The following is a 16,553-nucleotide window of genomic DNA, read 5'->3' on the forward strand; positions in this document are numbered from 1 at the left end:
CCACCACCAGACGTTATCGCCTGGCTACGCCCATTCGGCCCACATTCGTCCCCAACGCCCCCACGCGCCCCCACCCCACAACTCACGCCCCTACCACCCCACTTGGGCACACAAAAGGGCCCGGTCACCCCAAGGCAACCGAGCCCCGAACCCCGCTCAAGCCGAGCGCAGCGTCATGTCACCGCATGTGCGGCGAATCCGCCACCGTCACCTCGACCCGCTGGAACTCCTTCAGCTCGCTGTACCCGGTCGTGGCCATCGCCCGCCGCAGCGCACCGAAGAGGTTCATGGAGCCGTCGGGCGTGTGGGACGGCCCCGTGAGGACCTCCTCGATCGTCCCCACAGTCCCCAGGTCGACCTTCATGCCGCGCGGCAGCTCCTCGTTCACCGCCTCCATGCCCCAGTGGTTGCCCTTGCCGGGCGCGTCCGTCGCGCGGGCCAGCGGCGAGCCCATCATCACCGCGTCCGCGCCGCAGGCGATCGCCTTGGGGATGTCGCCGGACCAGCCGACACCGCCGTCCGCGATGACGTGCACGTACCGGCCGCCGGACTCGTCCATGTAGTCCCGGCGGGCCGCGGCGACGTCGGCCACCGCCGTCGCCATCGGGACCCGGATGCCGAGGACGTTGCGCGTGGTGTGCGCCGCGCCGCCGCCGAAGCCGACGAGGACACCGGCCGCGCCGGTGCGCATCAGGTGCAGGGCGGCCGTGTAGGTGGCGCAGCCACCGACGATCACGGGGACGTCCAGCTCGTAGATGAACTGCTTCAGGTTCAGCGGCTCGTGCGAACCGGAGACGTGCTCCGCCGACACGGTCGTGCCGCGGATGACGAAGATGTCGACGCCCGCGTCCACGACGGCCTTGGAGAACTGGGCGGTGCGCTGCGGGGAGAGCGCGGCGGCGGTGACGACGCCGGAGTCGCGCACCTCCTTGATGCGCTGCCCGATCAGCTCCTCCTTGATGGGAGCGGCGTAGATCTCCTGGAGGCGACGGGTCGCGGCCTCGACGGGCAGGTCGGTGACCTCGTCGAGCAGCGGCTGCGGGTCCTCGTACCGGGTCCAGAGCCCTTCGAGGTTGAGGACGCCGAGGCCGCCCAGCTCGCCGATGCGGATCGCGGTGGCCGGGGAGACGACCGAGTCCATGGGGGCGGCCAGGAACGGCAGCTCGAAGCGGTAGGCGTCGATCTGCCAGGCGATCGAGACCTCCTTCGGGTCCCGCGTACGGCGGCTGGGGACGACGGCGATGTCGTCGAAGGCGTACGCCCGGCGGCCGCGCTTGCCGCGCCCGATCTCGATCTCAGTCACGTCTGTGGCCTTTCCCTGATGCGTTCAGCGTCTACCAGTATCGCCGACGGGCACGCCGAGGGCGGTTCCGGAGTGCCCGGAACCGCCCTGGAGCGTCGTGCCGATTCTGCTTGCGTTCTACTTGCGGCTGTAGTTCGGCGCCTCGACGGTCATCTGGATGTCGTGCGGGTGGCTCTCCTTGAGCCCCGCGGAGGTGATCCGGACGAACCGGCCGTTGGCCTGGAGGTCCGGGACAGTACGGCCGCCGACGTAGAACATCGACTGGCGCAGGCCGCCGACCAGCTGGTGGACGACCGAGGAGAGCGGGCCGCGGTAGGGCACCTGGCCCTCGATGCCCTCGGGGACGAGCTGCTCGTCGGAGGCGACGCCCTCCTGGAAGTAACGGTCCTTGGAGAACGACTTGCGGTCGCCGCGCGACTGCATGGCGCCCAGCGAACCCATGCCCCGGTAGGACTTGAACTGCTTGCCGTTGATGAAGAGCAGCTCGCCCGGCGACTCGGCGCAGCCCGCGAGCAGCGAGCCGAGCATCACGGTGTCGGCGCCCGCGACCAGGGCCTTGGCGATGTCGCCGGAGTACTGCAGGCCACCGTCGCCGATGACCGGGATGCCGGCCTCCTTGGCGGCGAGGGAGGCCTCGTAGATGGCGGTGACCTGCGGGACGCCGATACCGGCGACGACACGGGTCGTGCAGATGGAGCCGGGGCCGACGCCGACCTTGATGCCGTCCACGCCGGAGTCGATCAGGGCCTGGGCGCCGTCGCGCGTGGCGATGTTGCCGCCGATGACGTCGACGCCGGAGGAGTTCGACTTGATCTTGGCGACCATGTCGCCGACCAGGCGGGAGTGGCCGTGGGCGGTGTCGACGACGATGAAGTCGACGCCGTTCTCGATGAGGGCCTGGGCGCGCTCGAAGGCGTCGCCGGCGACACCGACGGCCGCGCCGACGAGGAGGCGGCCCTCGCCGTCCTTCGCCGCGTGCGGGTACTTCTCGGCCTTGACGAAGTCCTTGACCGTGATGAGGCCCTTGAGAATGCCCGCGTCGTCGACCAGCGGCAGCTTCTCGATCTTGTGCTTGCGCAGCAGCTCCATGGCCTCGACGCCGGTGATGCCGACCTTGCCGGTGACCAGCGGCATCGGCGTCATGACCTCGCGGACCCGCTGCGAACGGTCGGTCTCGAAGGCCATGTCGCGGTTGGTGACGATGCCGAGCAGCTTCTTGTTGCCGTCGGTCACCGGGACGCCGCTGATGCGGAACTTGGCGCAGAGCGCGTCGGCCTCGGCGAGCGTGGCGTCCGGGTGCACGGTGATCGGGTCGGCGACCATGCCGGACTCGGAGCGCTTCACCAGGTCGACCTGGTTGGCCTGGTCCTCGATGGACAGGTTGCGGTGCAGCACGCCGACGCCGCCCTGACGGGCCATGGCGATCGCCATGCGGGACTCGGTGACCTTGTCCATCGCGGCCGAGAGCAGCGGGATGTTCACCCGCACGTTCTTGGAGACGTACGAGGCGGTGTCGATCTCGTCGGGTGCCATGTCGGACGCGCCGGGCAGCAGCAGCACGTCGTCGTAGGTCAGCCCGAGCGTCGCGAATTTATCGGGCACTCCGTCGACGTTGGCAGTCATGACACCTTCCCCAAATGGCCTTGATCGGTGCGGATGTCCATGCTAACGGGAAGCGCGGGGCACACATTCCACGGTACGAAGTACCGCCGGGCTTCGTATGTTCGTACGGAAAAGGCGCCCCGCCTGTTCACGCGGGGCGCCCTCGGGGCCCGTGCGGGCGCGGTTACTGCTCCGCCAGCGCCCGGAGTCTGCTCAGCGCCCGGTGCTGGGCCACCCGGACCGCGCCCGGTGACATTCCCAGCATCTGTCCGGTCTCCTCGGCGGTGAGCCCCACCGCGATCCTCAGCAGCAGCAGCTCCCGCTGGTTCTCGGGGAGGTTGGCCAGGAGCTTCTTGGCCCACTCGGCGTCGCTGCTGAGCAGGGCGCGCTCCTCGGGGCCGAGGGAGTCGTCGGGGCGCTCCGGCATCTCGTCCGAGGGGACGGCCGTCGATCCGGGGTGGCGCATCGCGGCCCGCTGGAGGTCGGCGACCTTGTGGCCGGCGATGGCGAAGACGAACGCCTCGAACGGCCTTCCGGTGTCCTTGTAGCGCGGCAGCGCGAGGAGGACGGCGACACAGACCTCCTGCGCCAGGTCCTCCACGAAGTGCCGCGCGTCGCCCGGCAGCCGGGACAGACGGGTGCGGCAGTAGCGCAGCGCCAAGGGGTGGACATGGGCGAGCAGATCGTGCGTGGCCTGCTCGTCCCCGTCGACCGCGCGATGCACGAGCGCACCGATCACTGTCGTCTCGTCGTCGCGCATCGGTCCATGGTGCCTTGCGGCCGTCCGGTCCGTGGCACCACGTCCGTGGTTGTGCACCGAAGCGTTATGAGCAGGCGCGCCGGAACTCATCTCCTGCGCCCTCCCCTCCCGCTCGTTCGACTGCTCCCCTAGGGACTCCACATCTCAAGGATGCGGCATCCGCGGCGAAACGAGCAGCGGGCACCCGGCGGATCGTCTCGTCACCCCCGCCGGCCGTACGGCAGGCGGGGCTCCTCCCTCGTGGGGGGCCACCCCCGGCACGGTCCACTCAGCGGACCAGACCCCAGCGGAAGCCGAGCGCCACCGCGTGCGCGCGGTCCGAGGCGCCGAGCTTCTTGAACAGGCGCCGGGCGTGGGTCTTGACCGTGTCCTCGGAGAGGAACAGCTCGCGACCGATCTCGGCGTTGGAGCGGCCGTGGCTCATGCCCTCCAGGACCTGGATCTCCCGCGCGGTGAGCGTCGGCGCGGCACCCATCTCGGCGGAGCGCAGCCGACGCGGGGCGAGCCGCCAGGTCGGGTCGGCCAGGGCCTGGGTGACCGTGGCGCGCAGCTCCGCGCGGGAGGCGTCCTTGTGCAGATAGCCCCGTGCGCCGGCGGCGACCGCGAGGGCCACGCCGTCCAGGTCCTCGGCGACGGTGAGCATGATGATGCGCGCCCCTGGGTCGGCGGACAGCAGCCGCCGTACGGTCTCGACGCCGCCCAGGCCGGGCATGCGTACGTCCATCAGAATCAGGTCCGAGCGGTCGGCCCCCCAGCGGCGGAGGACTTCCTCGCCGTTGGCCGCCGTGGTCACGCGCTCGACGCCGGGCACGGTCGCCACCGCGCGGCGCAGCGCCTCTCGGGCAAGCGGGGAGTCGTCGCAGACGAGGACGGATGTCATGGCCGCCCTCCGCAGCTGATGCGCGTCACCTTGAGCCTCCAGGCTGGTACGAAATCGTCACCTGTGCGGTCGACACTCACGAGCGGACACGAACGCCTGCCCGAGCGCTTGTTCCTTCAACCGCCTCCGCCCGTCTCAACGACGGTCACTCGAAAGAGTTACGGGATGGCTGGTCACCTTCGGCACTCTACGTGAGGGGGCGGACACGGTGCAGACATGCGCGACGGACCCTCAACGTTTCATCACAACCTATGCCCCATTCAGACGTTTTTGTTCCCATTTATTGGTGTCTGAGGCTAGATTCGCAATGAGTCATATTTTCATCTCCTTAGATAGTCGATGTACGGTCATGGGCAACATCTCCTCCCAGAACGGCAACAAGGGGACACGCAATGGCAGATTTCTCCCGCCTTCCCGGACCGAACGCTGATCTGTGGGACTGGCAGCTCCTCGCGGCCTGCCGTGGGGTCGACAGCTCGCTCTTCTTCCACCCCGAAGGAGAGCGCGGTGCGGCACGGAGCGCTCGTGAGAACTCGGCCAAAGAGGTCTGCATGCGATGCCCGGTACGCGCGCAGTGCGCGGCCCACGCCCTGGCGGTGCGCGAGCCGTACGGCGTGTGGGGCGGGCTGACCGAGGACGAGCGCGAGGAGCTCATGGGCAGGGCCCGGCACCGGCTGGTGACGGCGTCCGCGTCCGGGAGCGACACCGGTTCGGATACCTGAAAGAACGTTTCTTCAGCGCATCGCGCTAGCGCGCGGCCGCTCCGGCCAGCCGGTCCAGCGTCGCCGCGACCGTGGGCACGAGGGCCAGGTCGGGCAGGGTGAGCGCCACGATCTCCCGGTGCACCACCGGCTCGACCGACACCGTGCGCACCCCCTTGGGGCGTACGGACTCCACGGCCAGCTCCGGCAGCACGGCCACGCCCAGCCCCGCGCCCACCAGCCCGACCACCGCCGGGTAGTCGTCGGTCGCGAAGTCGATACGGGGCGTGAAGCCCGCGCTCTCGCAGACCCGCACCAGTTGCCCCCGGCAGCGCGGGCACCCGGCGATCCAGGATTCCCCGGCGAGCTCCCCGATGCCGAGGGAACGCGCCCGGGCCAGCCGGTGCCCCTGCGGGACGAGCCCCACGAGCCGGTCGGTGAGCAGGGGGCGCACGACCAGGTCGTCCCACTCCCCCTCCTCCGCTCCCAGGGCGCCCTCGTAGCGGAACGCGAGCGCGATGTCGCAGTCGCCGTCGCGGAGCATCTCGACCGACCGCGGTGGCTCGGCCTCCTCCAGGGAGACCCGGGTGCCGGGGTGGTCGGCGCGCAGGGCCGCCAGGGCGGTGGGCACCAGGGTGGAGCTGCCGCTGGGGAAGGAGACCAGGCGGACCCGTCCGGCGCGCAGCCCAGCGATGGCGGCGACCTCCTCCTCCGCCGCGGTGAGCCCGGCGAGGATGCCGGCCGCGTGCCGGACCAGCGCCTCGCCCGCCTGGGTCAGCCGCATCTCCCGGCCGGTGCGGACCAGCAGCGGGGTGCCGACGGAGGCTTCGAGCGCCTTCATCTGCTGGCTGACGGCGGGCTGGGTGCAGCCGAGTTCCCGGCCGGCGGCGGAGAAGGAGCCGGTGGCGGCGACGGCGCGCAGGACGCGGAGATGACGGGCCTCGATCACGCGGTCGAGCATAAGCGGGGCTTGGACCGCGTGCCGGATATCGCGTCGACGCTTTGACCGTGCGCGCCTACGGTGCCGGTATGAAGCTTCTTTCACTGAATGTGGGCCGGGCCCGGGCCGTCGACGTCGTGGAGGAGTCGAAGAAGGTCTCGGGCATCGACAAGCGGCCGGTGGACGGGCCGGTGCGGGTGGCGGCGCCCGGACCCAAGGGGGTCGGCGCCAGCGGCGTGGCCGGGGACGCGGTGTGCAACACCGAGCACCACGGTGGCGACGACCAGGCGGTCTACGCCTTCGCTCGGGAGGACCTGGACGGCTGGGAGCGCGAGCTGGGCCGCACCCTGCCGAGCGGGGTGTTCGGCGAGAACCTCACCACCGAGGGCCTCGACGTCTCCGGCGCCCTCATCGGCGAACGCTGGCGGATCGGCTCCGAGGTGGTCCTGGAGGTCACCTCGGGCCGCGTCCCCTGTCTCAACTTCCAGCGCCACCTGGGAGAACGGGGCTGGGTCAAGCGTTTCACGCGCCAGGGCGCGCCCGGCGCGTATCTGCGGGTGATCCGGCCGGGCGAGATCAGCGCGGGCGACCCGATCGAGATCGTCCACCGGCCCGGCCACGACGTCACCGTGGCGCTCGTCTTCCGCGCCATGATGGATCAACGCTCCCTGCTGCCGAGGCTGTTGGCGGCGGGCGATGCCTTGCATCCGGAGGTGCTGGAGATCGCGCGGAAGTACGTGGCGGCGCAGGGGTGACGGGCCGGTGCGGGGCGGCGTGCCGGTGAAGGTGCCACCGCGGTGCGGGGGTTCACCGAGGTGTCGGCGAAGTCGCTGGTGAACGTGCGGTGGAGCAATCGGACCCGCGCGGTCCCGGTCACTACGCTTGGGCCATGACAACGGCTCTGATTACGGGATCGACCGCGGGGATCGGTGCCGCCTTCGCGCGGCGGCTGGCGGCGGACGGGCACAACCTGGTGCTGGTGGCACGGGACACCAAGCGGCTTCGGGAGCAGGCGACCGAGCTGCACGACCGGCACGGCATCGAGGCGGAGGTGCTGACGGCGGACCTCGCGGAGGACGAGGGCATCGAGACGGTGGCGCGGCGGCTGGCGGACCGCAAGAACCCGGTCGACCTGCTGATCAACAACGCCGGCTTCGGCAACAAGGGTCGTTTCCTCGACGTCTCCATGGCCGACGAGCTGCGGATGCTCAAGGTCCACTGCGAGGCGGTCCTGCGGCTGACCGCGGCCGCCACCGAGGCCATGCGCGAGCGCGGCCGGGGCGGTGTGGTGAACGTGGCGTCGGTGGCGGCCTTCGTGCCGCGCGGCACGTACGGGGCGTCGAAGGCGTGGGTCGTGCAGTTCACGCAGGGTGCCGCGCGTGATCTGGCCGGGACCGGGGTGCGGCTGATGGCCCTCTGCCCCGGCTTCGTCCGTACCGAGTTCCACGAGCGGGCCGGCATGGGCACCGACAACATCCCCTCCTGGATGTGGCTCGACGCCGACAAGCTCGTCACCGCCGCGCTCGCCGATCTCTCCCGCGGCAGGTCCGTCTCCGTCCCGGACCCCCGCTACAAGGCGCTGATGGGGGTGGTGAAGGTGGTGCCGCGCGGGCTGCTGGGCGGGATCAGCTCGAAGACGGGACGGAAGTACGGGCCTCAGTAGCCGTCCCCCGGACGGCCCAGCGGGTGCGGGCGGCGGCCCGGCGCGACAATGGAGCTGTTCATCCGGACCCAGGGGGGTCGGAGGCGGTGTGTCATGACATTCGTGCAGCTCATCGACTGCAGGACCAGCAGGTTCGACGAGATGAACCGGCTGATGGACACCTGGGTGGAGCAGACCAAGGGAAAGCGGACCGCGACGCACAGTGTGATCGGGAAGGACCGCTCGGACGGCTCGCACTTCGTGGAGATCGTCGAGTTCCCCTCGTACGAGGAGGCGATGCGGAACTCCGGGCTGCCGGAGACGGAGCGGATCTTCCAGGAGATGGTGGCGCTGTGCGACGAGATGCCCACGTTCACCGATCTGGACGTGGTGCGCGACGAGCAGTTGTACGCGGCGAACGCGCGCAGGTTCTTCGAGACGATCGGGACCGAGGGCGAACTGCCGCCGCTCGACGATCTGTTGGTCGAGGACTATCACGACCACGATCCGGCCAACGCGCAGGACGCCATCGGCATGGACGCGGTCAGGCGCGAGGTCGGCATGTGGCGGGCCGCCTTCGACTTCTCGTTCGCCATCGGGGACCAGATCGCGCAGGGTGACCGGGTCTGCACACGCTGGACGTGGAACGGCACGCACCGGGGCGATTTCCTCGGCATCCCGGCCACGGGGCGGGAGGTCACCATGACCGGCACGACGATCCACCGCTTCTCCTCGGACGGGAAGATCGTCGAGGGCTGGTGGCAGTACGACCGGCTCGGGCTGATGGGACAGTTGGGCGCGCTCGACGCGCTGGAGCGGTAGGCGGCGGAGCGGTAGGCGGCGCCGGAGCGGTGGGCGAGAGCAGGGACGCGGGAAGGCCCGGCACCCCGAGGGGTGCCGGGCCTTCGCCTACGGCTTACCGACGTCGTACGTCAGTGGGCGTGGCCGTGACCGCCGTGGCCCGCGTCGGCCGGCTCCTCTTCCTTCTTCTCGACGACCAGGGTCTCGGTCGTCAGGAGGAGGGAGGCGATGGAGGCGGCGTTCTCCAGGGCGGAGCGGGTGACCTTGACCGGGTCGATGACGCCGGCCTTGACCAGGTCGCCGTACTCGCCGGTGGCGGCGTTGAAGCCCTGGCCCTTGTCGAGCTCGGCGACCTTGGAGGTGATGACGTAGCCCTCCAGGCCGGCGTTCTCGGCGATCCAGCGCAGCGGCTCGACGGCGGCCTTGCGGACGACCGCGACACCCGTGGCCTCGTCGCCGGTCTTGCCGAGGTTGCCCTCAAGGACCTTCACGGCGTGGACGAGCGCGGAGCCACCACCGGAGACGATGCCCTCCTCGACCGCGGCGCGGGTCGCGGAGATGGCGTCCTCCAGACGGTGCTTCTTCTCCTTCAGCTCCACCTCGGTGGCGGCGCCGACCTTGATGACGCACACGCCGCCGGCCAGCTTCGCGAGGCGCTCCTGGAGCTTCTCGCGGTCCCAGTCGGAGTCCGTGTTCTCGATCTCGGCCTTGATCTGGGCGACGCGGCCCTGGACCGCACCGGAGTCACCGGCGCCGTCGACGATGGTGGTGTCGTCCTTGGTGACGGTGACGCGGCGGGCGGAGCCGAGCACGTCGAGACCGACCTGGTCGAGCTTGAGGCCGACCTCCTCGGAGATGACCTCGGCGCCGGTCAGCGTCGCCATGTCCTGCAGCATCGCCTTGCGGCGGTCGCCGAAGCCGGGGGCCTTGACGGCGACCGCGTTGAAGGTGCCGCGGATCTTGTTGACGACCAGGGTCGACAGGGCCTCGCCCTCGACGTCCTCGGCGATGATCAGCAGCGGCTTGGAGGCGTTGGCCTGGATGACCTTCTCCAGCAGCGGCAGCAGGTCGGCGATGGCGCCGATCTTGCCCTGGTGGATGAGGATGTACGGGTCGTCGAGGACGGCCTCCATACGCTCCTGGTCGGTGACGAAGTACGGCGAGAGGTAGCCCTTGTCGAAGGCCATGCCCTCGGTGAAGTCCAGCTCCAGACCGAAGGTGTTGGACTCCTCGACGGTGATGACACCGTCCTTGCCGACCTTGTCCATCGCCTCGGCGATGAGCTCGCCGACCTGCTGGTCCTGGGCGGACAGACCGGCGACGGCGGCGATGTCGGACTTCTCGTCGATCGGACGGGCGGTCGCGAGGAGCTCCTCGGACACGGCCTTGACCGCGGCGTCGATGCCCTTCTTCAGGGCGGCCGGGGAGGCACCGGCGGCGACGTTGCGCAGGCCCTCGCGGACGAGCGCCTGGGCCAGCACGGTGGCGGTGGTCGTACCGTCACCCGCCACGTCGTTGGTCTTGGTCGCCACCTCCTTCACCAGCTGGACGCCGAGGTTCTCGTACGGGTCCTCGACCTCGACCTCGCGGGCGATGGTCACACCGTCGTTGGTGATGGTGGGGGCGCCGAACTTCTTGTCGATGACGACGTTGCGGCCCTTGGGGCCGATCGTCACCTTGACCGTGTCGGCAAGCTTGTTGACGCCGCGCTCGAGGGCGCGACGGGCGTCCTCGTCGAACTTCAGGATCTTCGCCATGGGAGCGGTTCAGCCCTCTCGGAAAACGTGGGTGAAACGAACTGCGCCCCCGACGCCCGGCTTGTTAGTGGTCGCGGGGGCCAAGGGCGCAGCTCAAAAGCAAGGTGCTTCGGTGAGGAAGCGGGTGAATTACTTCTCGACGATCGCGAGCACGTCGCGAGCCGAGAGGACGAGGTACTCCTCGCCGTTGTACTTCACCTCGGTGCCGCCGTACTTGCTGTACAGCACGATGTCGCCGACGGAGACGTCGAGCGGCAGCCGCTGGCCGTCCTCGAAGCGGCCCGGACCGACGGCGAGGACGACGCCCTCCTGGGGCTTCTCCTTCGCGGTGTCCGGGATGACCAGGCCAGAGGCGGTGGTCTGCTCGGCGTCGAGCGGCTGGACCACAATGCGGTCCTCGAGCGGCTTGATGGCAACCTTGGAGCTGGTGGTCGTCACGATCCGACCTCCCCCTTCGGAGATCTCACGGGGTTAACTGTCTGAGGTGGCGACCAGGTGGATCCGTCGTCGCGGGTGCCGGACCTGCCCGTCGCGTTGTTGGCACTCTCCAGGGGGGAGTGCCAGACCTGAGACTATGACCGCGATTAGCACTCGGTCAAGCGGACTGCTAATCGAGCGGGTTGCGGCGGTCGGTCGTCGCGGTGTCAGAGGTAGTCCTCCAGGCGGCCGACCGTCAGTCCCTGCTCCTGGATGCGGCGCAGCAGCCGGGTCGTCATCTCCGTGAGGGTGGTGCCTTTGAGCTGGTCAGGGCCCCGGAAGCCGGCGAGGACGATGTCGCCCGGGCGGAGGCGGTCGCCGACGGCGTAGCGGAGGTCGTGGATCTGCATGGACGCGCGCCACAGGACCACCGCGGAGAGGCCGCAGTCGGCGGCGGCGCGGAGCGTGGTGGTGTCGTAGACGCCGTAGGGCGGGCGGAAGAGGGTCGGCCGGACGCCGAAGCGTTGTTTGAGCTTGTTCTGCTGGCCGCAGATCTCGGCGCGCTGCCCGGCGTACGGCAGGCCGCGCAGGGCGGTGTGGTCGAGCGTGTGGTTCTGCACGGTGGCGCCGACGGCCCGCAGCCGTGCGAAGTGGCCGTATCCCGGCCCCACGACGCTGTCCGTCAGGAACATGCTCACCGGCAGCCGCAGCTCGCGCACCATCTCCACGAACCGGGGGTCCTTCTCGGCCCCGTCGTCGTACGTCAGGAAGACGACCTTGTCCCGGGTCGGCACCCGGTCGACGACCGGCGGCAGCCCCGGCCCCGCCGCGCGGGGGACCGGGGACCGGTGGGGTTTCTCGGGCGCGGGGGCGAGGGGGGCGGGGAGGCCCCAGCGGCGGTAGGGGGGTGCCGACGGGTGGGGGTGGGGGTGGGGGCGTGCGGGGGTGTGCGCGCCGGAGTGAGGAGGTGCGGGGCGGGGCTGCATCGGCCCGCCCGCACCCGGGCGCGGGGAGGTGGGTCCGGAGTGCGCCGGGTCGGCAGCGCATCCGGTGAGGAGCAGAGCGGTCAGGGCCGTGAGAGCGGCGAGGGCGGCGACGGGGGTCGCGGTCAGGGGGCGGGGTGCTGACGTCCGGGCCGCGGTGGCGCCCCACCCGCCGCCCACGCTCCCCGCACGGCCTGCACCCCGCGCACGGCCTGCACTCCCCGCGCGGCCCACGCCCCACCACCCACGGGCGGCGCTCCTCGCACGGCCTACATACCGCCCACGGCCTACGCTCCCCGCACGCCCCGCACGCCCCGCACGCCCCGCACGCCGCCCACTGGCCGCGCTCCCCTCACGGCCCGCGCCCCGCCCACGACGTGCACCCCACCCACGGCCTACGCCCAGCGCACCCGGACCGCGCCCCCTGCCCCGAACCGGCCCCCACCTGCCCCGGGCCGGTTCCCTCCCGCCCCGGTAGGCCCTCACAGGTAGTCCTCCAGCCTTGCCACCGCGTAGCCCTCGGCGGTGACCAGGTTCAGGAAGCGGCGGATCATGTCGGGCATGGTGCCCTTCCAGTCGGACGTGCCCCGGAAGTGGCTGAGGACGATGTCGCCGGGGCGGAGTTCGCGGTCCGACTCGCGGTAGTCCCAGCGGTCGACGAAGACCTCCTCGTTCCAGAGCGGGACGGCCTTCACCCCGCAGGTCGCGGCGGCGCGCAGGGTGTCCCGGTCGTAGCTGCCGTACGGCGGCCGGAAGAGGGTGGGCCGGGTGCCGTACCGCTTCTCCATGACGTCCTGCATGCCGCAGATCTCGCGCTTCTGGGCGCCGTAGGAGAGCGAGGGCAGGTGGCGGTGGCGGAGGGTGTGGTTGTGGAGGGCGACGCCACGGTCCCGCATCCGCGCGAAGTAGCCGTAGTCCTCCTTGATCAGGTAGTCGCTGAGGAAGGCGGTGTACGGGATCCGCAGGTCGGTCATCATCCGCAGGAACGCGGGGTCCTTCTCGGCGCCGTCGTCGATGGTGAGGAAGACGACCTTGTGGCGGGTGGGGACAGTGGTGAAGACCGGGGGGAGGCCGTCCTCCACGTGCCCGTCGACCTCGAAGCCCTCGCGGGTCCTGAGCTCCGGCTTCCGCACCGGCGGCGCGGGCGCGTTCAGCGGCACCTTCGCCAGCCCCCAACGCTTCGCGGCGGCGACCCGCGCGGCGTGCGCCCGGCGCACCTTCCCGGCGTACGCGTCGAGGGCCCGTGCCGCGGGCGCGTCGAGGCGCCGCTGTCCGCCCTGCCGCGCCCCGTGCTGCTGGCCGTGGGCGGGTTCGGCGGTCCCGGCGGCTGCCCCGGCCTCGGCGGCACCTCGCAGCCCGGCAGAGTCCCGCTCCGAGCCCTTCTCGGCACCTCCCCCGCCGCATCCGGACACCACGGCCGCGACGGCGAGCAGCGCGATGCCGCCCCGGACACCGCCACACCCCCTCCGGAGACCCGCCCACTTCGCACTCTTTACATCATTTTGTCGTACGAATCGCATGGCGCCGCATCCTCGCAGGGCGGCCCGCCTCCACCGCCCCGACACCGCCACGGTCCCCCGACCATCCACCGACTGGCCCACACCGCCTCCCCATCGCCCCCGCGCCTCCCCTCGCCATGGCCCGGACCGCCGTCTCCATAGCCCGGACCGCCCTCCCCCTGGTCCCGGCTCCGTCCCGCTGACCGACAATGACCCGGTGAACGACCTCGACCCCGCCACCTTCCTCACCCCCCTCCTCACCCCCGAGGGCCGCGCCCTCCTCGACGAGGTGCGCGACACCGAGCCGGCCCGGGAGCTCGCCGTGGCGACCCGGCTGCGCCGCGACCACCCGGCGGAACTGGTCTCGGCGGCGCTGGCCCAGGCCCGGCTGCGGCAGCGGGCGGCGGCGAAGTTCGGCGCGGCGGACGCGGGGCGGATGTTCTTCACGCCGAACGGGGTCGAGCAGTCGACCAGGACGAGCGTGGCGACGTACCGGGCCGAGCGTCTCCGGGCGCTGGGCGTGCGGTCGGTCGCCGATCTGTGCTGCGGGATCGGCGGGGACGCGATCGCGTTCGCGCGCGCCGGGATCCGCGTGCTGGCCGTCGACCACGACCCGCTGACCGTGGCGGTGGCCCGCGCCAACGCCGACGCGCTCGGGCTGGCCGAGCTGATCGAGGTGCGTGAGGCGGATGTGACGGAGGTGGACACGGACGGGTACGACGCCGTGTTCGTCGACCCGGCCCGGCGTTCCTCCAAGCGCGGCCGGATCTTCGACCCGGAGGCCTACTCCCCGCCCCTGTCCTGGGCCGTGTCGGCCGCGCTGAAGGCGCCGCTCGGCGCGCTGAAGATCGCGCCGGGCATCCCGCACGAGTCGATCCCGCCGGAGGCCGAGGCCGAGTGGATCTCCGACGGCGGGGACGTGAAGGAGGCCGTGCTCTGGTTCCGGGCGGACGGGACGCCGGGGGCGCGGCGGGCGATGCTGCTGCCCGCCGGGGCGGGTGTCCACGCCACCCCCGCGACGATGCTGCCCGACCCTCCGGTCCGTCCGGTGGGACGGTACCTGTACGAGCCCGACGGCGCCGTCATCCGCGCCCACCTGGTCGCCGAGGTCGCCGAGGAGCTGGAGGGCGGGCTGATCGACCCCACGATCGCCTACGTCACGGCCGACGAGCACCGTGTCACCCCGTACGCGGCGGCGTACGAGATCACCGACCAACTGCCCTTCAACGTGAAGAAGCTGAAGGCCCTGCTGCGCGAGCGGGAGGTCGGCATCCTCACGGTGAAGAAGCGGGGGTCGGCCGTCGAGCCGGAGGAACTGCGCAGGAAGGTCAAGCCGCAGGGCCGCAACTCGGCCACGGTCTTCCTGACCCGGGTCGCCGGAGCCCCCACCATGCTGATCGGCCACCCGGCGTAGGGGGCGGGTGCCGCCGGGGTGCCGCCGACGGGTTCGGCCGGGGGTGCCGCGCGGTGCCGTCGCCGCCCGTGGGGCTGCCGGCCGCGCGGCTGTCCCGGCATCGCCGCGGCCCGTCGCGATCGCGGCCCGTCGTGCCTGACCCCCGTCGATACGCGACGGCCCTTGGTGCCCCGCACACAGAGCAGCCGCGCGCATCGATGCGGCCCCAGTCCTCAGGGCGCGACCCAACCGCTTCTCGCCCCACTCCTCCTCCCGCCCCTCAGCCCCCTGTCAGCCGGCCCCCGTCACCGGCCCCTCGGTCGTCCTCCTCCGCGCGTGCCAGCAGCAGTTCGCGCTCGCGTTCGTTGCGGGTCAGGACCGCCGCCCGTAGGAACTCCGCCCGGGCCTCCTCCGTGCGGCCCAGGCGGCGCAGCAGGTCTCCCCGGACGCTCGGCAGCAAGTGGTAGTCGCGCAGGGCCGGTTCGGCGGTGAGGGCGTCCACGATCTCCAGGGCGGCGCCGGGGCCCTCGGCCATCGAGACGGCGACCGCGCGGTTCAGCTCGACCACGGGCGACGGGGCGCGGGCGGCCAGCAGGGCGTACAGGGTGGCGATCCTCGGCCAGTCCGTCTCCTCGTAGGTGTGCGCCTGCGCGTGGCACGCGGCGATGGCCGCCTGGAGGGCGTACGGGCCCGGGGCGCCGTGCGCGGCCGCGGTGGCGCGGCCGAGCGCGGTGAAGCCCCTGGCGATGAGGAGGCGGTTCCAGCGGCGGCGGTCCTGGTCCCGCAGCAGGACCGGCTCCCCGGCGGGCCCCGTGCGGGTCGCCGCCCGCGACTCCTGAAGCTCCAGCAGGGCCACCAGGCCGTGCACTTCGGGCTCCTTGGGCATCAACTGGGCCAGTACACGCGCCAGACGGAGGGCGTCCTCGCAGAGCGCAGGGCGCAGCAGGTCGTCGCCGGCGGTGGCCGCGTACCCCTCGTTGAAGATCAGGTAGATGACTTCGAGCACCGAGTCGAGACGGGCCTCGCGGTCGGGGCCGTACGGCACCTCGAAGGCGACGTTCTTCGTGGCCAGCGTGCGCTTGGCGCGCACGACGCGCTGGGCGATGGTCGGCTCGGGGGTCAGGAAGGCGCGGGCGATCTCGGTGGTGGTCAGGCCGCCGAGGAGGCGCAGGGTGAGGGCGATGCGGGCCTCGGCGGACAGCACCGGGTGGCAGGCCGTGAAGACCAGGCGGAGCAGGTCGTCGTCGATGTCGTCCGGGTCGGACGGCTGGTCGAGGTAGGGCCCCGCCGACTCCAGGTCCCGCCCCACCTCGGCGAGCTTGCGCGCGTACCGCTCCCGGCGGCGCACGAGGTCGATCGCCCGGTGCTTGGCCGTGGCCGTCAGCCAGGCCCCCGGATTGTCCGGCACTCCGTCCCTCGGCCACTGTTCCAGCGCCGCGACCAGCGCGTCCTGCGCCAGCTCCTCCGCGATGCCGACGTCCCGCACGATCCGTGCGACACCGGCGATGACTCTGGGCGACTCGATCCGGAAGACGGTCTCGATGGCCGTGTCCGGGTCCTTCTCCGAGGCCGGGTCCTTCTCCGAGGCCGGGTCCCTCTCCGAGGCCGGCCCCCTCTCCGGCTCCGGGTCCGGGTCGGGCGTGCTGTCCGTGGTGGGCTGTGGGGTCACAGCCCACCATCAGACACGACATCCCCGACGTCCGAGAAGCGGCCGCCCCGCCGGCGGCTCGACCGGACGGAACCCGCCGGACGGAACCCGCCGGACGCTCGACCGGCGGACCCGACCGGGCGGACCCGACCGGGCGGGCTCAGCCGGCCTACCCCACCGACGGACCCGACCAGACGCACTCGACCGGGCGGACCCGGTCGGGCGGA

Annotated in this window: 15 protein-coding genes; 5 read left to right on the top strand and 10 right to left on the bottom strand. The window is 71.7% G+C overall.

Features of this window, described 5'->3' with window-relative positions; all coding sequences use genetic code 11:
- Positions 1-178: 178 nt before the first annotated feature.
- From ACZ9QC_RS15490 to ACZ9QC_RS15505, 4 genes are all read right to left on the bottom strand, one after another.
- Positions 179-1,303, bottom strand: a complete 1,125-nt coding sequence (locus ACZ9QC_RS15490) for a GuaB3 family IMP dehydrogenase-related protein (RefSeq protein WP_472920676.1) — start codon at positions 1,301-1,303, stop codon at positions 179-181.
- 117 nt (positions 1,304-1,420) lie between these two features.
- Complete coding sequence (gene guaB / locus ACZ9QC_RS15495) at positions 1,421-2,926, bottom strand: IMP dehydrogenase (RefSeq protein WP_316726250.1); 1,506 nt, start codon at positions 2,924-2,926, stop codon at positions 1,421-1,423.
- 163 nt (positions 2,927-3,089) lie between these two features.
- A complete protein-coding gene (locus ACZ9QC_RS15500) occupies positions 3,090-3,665 on the bottom strand; it encodes a sigma-70 family RNA polymerase sigma factor (protein ID WP_005481141.1) in 576 nt (191 codons plus the stop codon).
- A gap of 268 nt (positions 3,666-3,933) precedes the next feature.
- On the bottom strand, positions 3,934-4,545 hold the full coding sequence (locus ACZ9QC_RS15505; RefSeq protein WP_003948568.1) for a response regulator transcription factor: 612 nt from the start codon (positions 4,543-4,545) through the stop codon (positions 3,934-3,936).
- A gap of 392 nt (positions 4,546-4,937) precedes the next feature.
- Between ACZ9QC_RS15505 and ACZ9QC_RS15510 the strand changes: the two genes are divergently transcribed.
- Positions 4,938-5,267 carry a WhiB family transcriptional regulator gene (locus ACZ9QC_RS15510; protein WP_472920677.1) on the top strand — a complete coding sequence of 110 codons (330 nt, stop codon included), beginning with the start codon at positions 4,938-4,940 and terminating at the stop codon, positions 5,265-5,267.
- 25 nt (positions 5,268-5,292) lie between these two features.
- On the opposite strand, the gene ACZ9QC_RS15515 is transcribed toward ACZ9QC_RS15510, so the two are convergent.
- Positions 5,293-6,195 (bottom strand): LysR family transcriptional regulator, encoded by a 903-nt coding sequence (locus ACZ9QC_RS15515; RefSeq protein WP_472920678.1) that lies wholly within the window; start codon positions 6,193-6,195, stop codon positions 5,293-5,295.
- A gap of 80 nt (positions 6,196-6,275) precedes the next feature.
- On the opposite strand from ACZ9QC_RS15515, the gene ACZ9QC_RS15520 reads away from it, so the two are divergent.
- The 3 genes from ACZ9QC_RS15520 to ACZ9QC_RS15530 all read left to right on the top strand — a co-directional run bounded on the left by ACZ9QC_RS15520 (position 6,276) and on the right by ACZ9QC_RS15530 (position 8,650).
- Positions 6,276-6,941 carry an MOSC domain-containing protein gene (locus tag ACZ9QC_RS15520; protein WP_472920679.1) on the top strand — a complete coding sequence of 222 codons (666 nt, stop codon included), beginning with the start codon at positions 6,276-6,278 and terminating at the stop codon, positions 6,939-6,941.
- Between the two features lie 134 nt (positions 6,942-7,075).
- The gene (locus ACZ9QC_RS15525; RefSeq protein WP_472920680.1) at positions 7,076-7,849 is read left to right on the top strand and encodes an SDR family NAD(P)-dependent oxidoreductase; all 774 of its coding nucleotides are present in this window, start codon (positions 7,076-7,078) and stop codon (positions 7,847-7,849) included.
- Between the two features lie 93 nt (positions 7,850-7,942).
- Positions 7,943-8,650 carry an ester cyclase gene (locus ACZ9QC_RS15530; protein WP_472920681.1) on the top strand — a complete coding sequence of 236 codons (708 nt, stop codon included), beginning with the start codon at positions 7,943-7,945 and terminating at the stop codon, positions 8,648-8,650.
- A 110-nt stretch (positions 8,651-8,760) separates the two neighbouring features.
- Here the strand turns inward: ACZ9QC_RS15530 and groL are convergent, their stop codons facing one another.
- The 4 genes from groL to ACZ9QC_RS15550 all read right to left on the bottom strand — a co-directional run bounded on the left by groL (position 8,761) and on the right by ACZ9QC_RS15550 (position 13,306).
- On the bottom strand, positions 8,761-10,386 hold the full coding sequence (gene groL / locus ACZ9QC_RS15535) for a chaperonin GroEL (protein ID WP_472920682.1): 1,626 nt from the start codon (positions 10,384-10,386) through the stop codon (positions 8,761-8,763).
- 129 nt (positions 10,387-10,515) lie between these two features.
- A complete protein-coding gene (groES, locus tag ACZ9QC_RS15540; RefSeq protein ID WP_033527131.1) occupies positions 10,516-10,824 on the bottom strand; it encodes a co-chaperone GroES in 309 nt (102 codons plus the stop codon).
- A gap of 206 nt (positions 10,825-11,030) precedes the next feature.
- Entirely contained in the window at positions 11,031-11,966 is a 936-nt protein-coding gene (locus ACZ9QC_RS15545) for a polysaccharide deacetylase family protein (protein ID WP_472920683.1), read from the bottom strand.
- Between the two features lie 302 nt (positions 11,967-12,268).
- The gene (locus tag ACZ9QC_RS15550; RefSeq protein ID WP_472920684.1) at positions 12,269-13,306 is read right to left on the bottom strand and encodes a polysaccharide deacetylase family protein; all 1,038 of its coding nucleotides are present in this window, start codon (positions 13,304-13,306) and stop codon (positions 12,269-12,271) included.
- Positions 13,307-13,502: 196 nt separating this feature from the next.
- Between ACZ9QC_RS15550 and ACZ9QC_RS15555 the strand changes: the two genes are divergently transcribed.
- Positions 13,503-14,699, top strand: coding sequence for a class I SAM-dependent methyltransferase (locus ACZ9QC_RS15555; protein ID WP_472920685.1), 1,197 nt, complete (start codon positions 13,503-13,505; stop codon positions 14,697-14,699).
- Positions 14,700-14,958: 259 nt separating this feature from the next.
- Here the strand turns inward: ACZ9QC_RS15555 and ACZ9QC_RS15560 are convergent, their stop codons facing one another.
- Complete coding sequence (locus tag ACZ9QC_RS15560) at positions 14,959-16,347, bottom strand: RNA polymerase sigma factor (RefSeq protein ID WP_472920686.1); 1,389 nt, start codon at positions 16,345-16,347, stop codon at positions 14,959-14,961.
- Positions 16,348-16,553 lie beyond the last annotated feature (206 nt).

The organism is Streptomyces sp. HUAS MS02 (assembly GCF_055702265.1).

Bases quoted from the DNA above. Each gene is read 5' to 3' on its own strand.
- ACZ9QC_RS15510 (WP_472920677.1), top strand. From the start codon at position 4,938: ATGGCAGATTTCTCCCGCCTTCCCGGACCGAACGCTGATCTGTGGGAC.
- ACZ9QC_RS15550 (WP_472920684.1), bottom strand. From the start codon at position 13,306: ATGCGATTCGTACGACAAAATGATGTAAAGAGTGCGAAGTGGGCGGGT.
- ACZ9QC_RS15525 (WP_472920680.1), top strand. From the start codon at position 7,076: ATGACAACGGCTCTGATTACGGGATCGACCGCGGGGATCGGTGCCGCC.
- guaB (WP_316726250.1), bottom strand. From the start codon at position 2,926: ATGACTGCCAACGTCGACGGAGTGCCCGATAAATTCGCGACGCTCGGG.
- ACZ9QC_RS15505 (WP_003948568.1), bottom strand. From the start codon at position 4,545: ATGACATCCGTCCTCGTCTGCGACGACTCCCCGCTTGCCCGAGAGGCG.
- groL (WP_472920682.1), bottom strand. From the start codon at position 10,386: ATGGCGAAGATCCTGAAGTTCGACGAGGACGCCCGTCGCGCCCTCGAG.
- ACZ9QC_RS15520 (WP_472920679.1), top strand. From the start codon at position 6,276: ATGAAGCTTCTTTCACTGAATGTGGGCCGGGCCCGGGCCGTCGACGTC.
- ACZ9QC_RS15500 (WP_005481141.1), bottom strand. From the start codon at position 3,665: ATGCGCGACGACGAGACGACAGTGATCGGTGCGCTCGTGCATCGCGCG.
- ACZ9QC_RS15530 (WP_472920681.1), top strand. From the start codon at position 7,943: ATGACATTCGTGCAGCTCATCGACTGCAGGACCAGCAGGTTCGACGAG.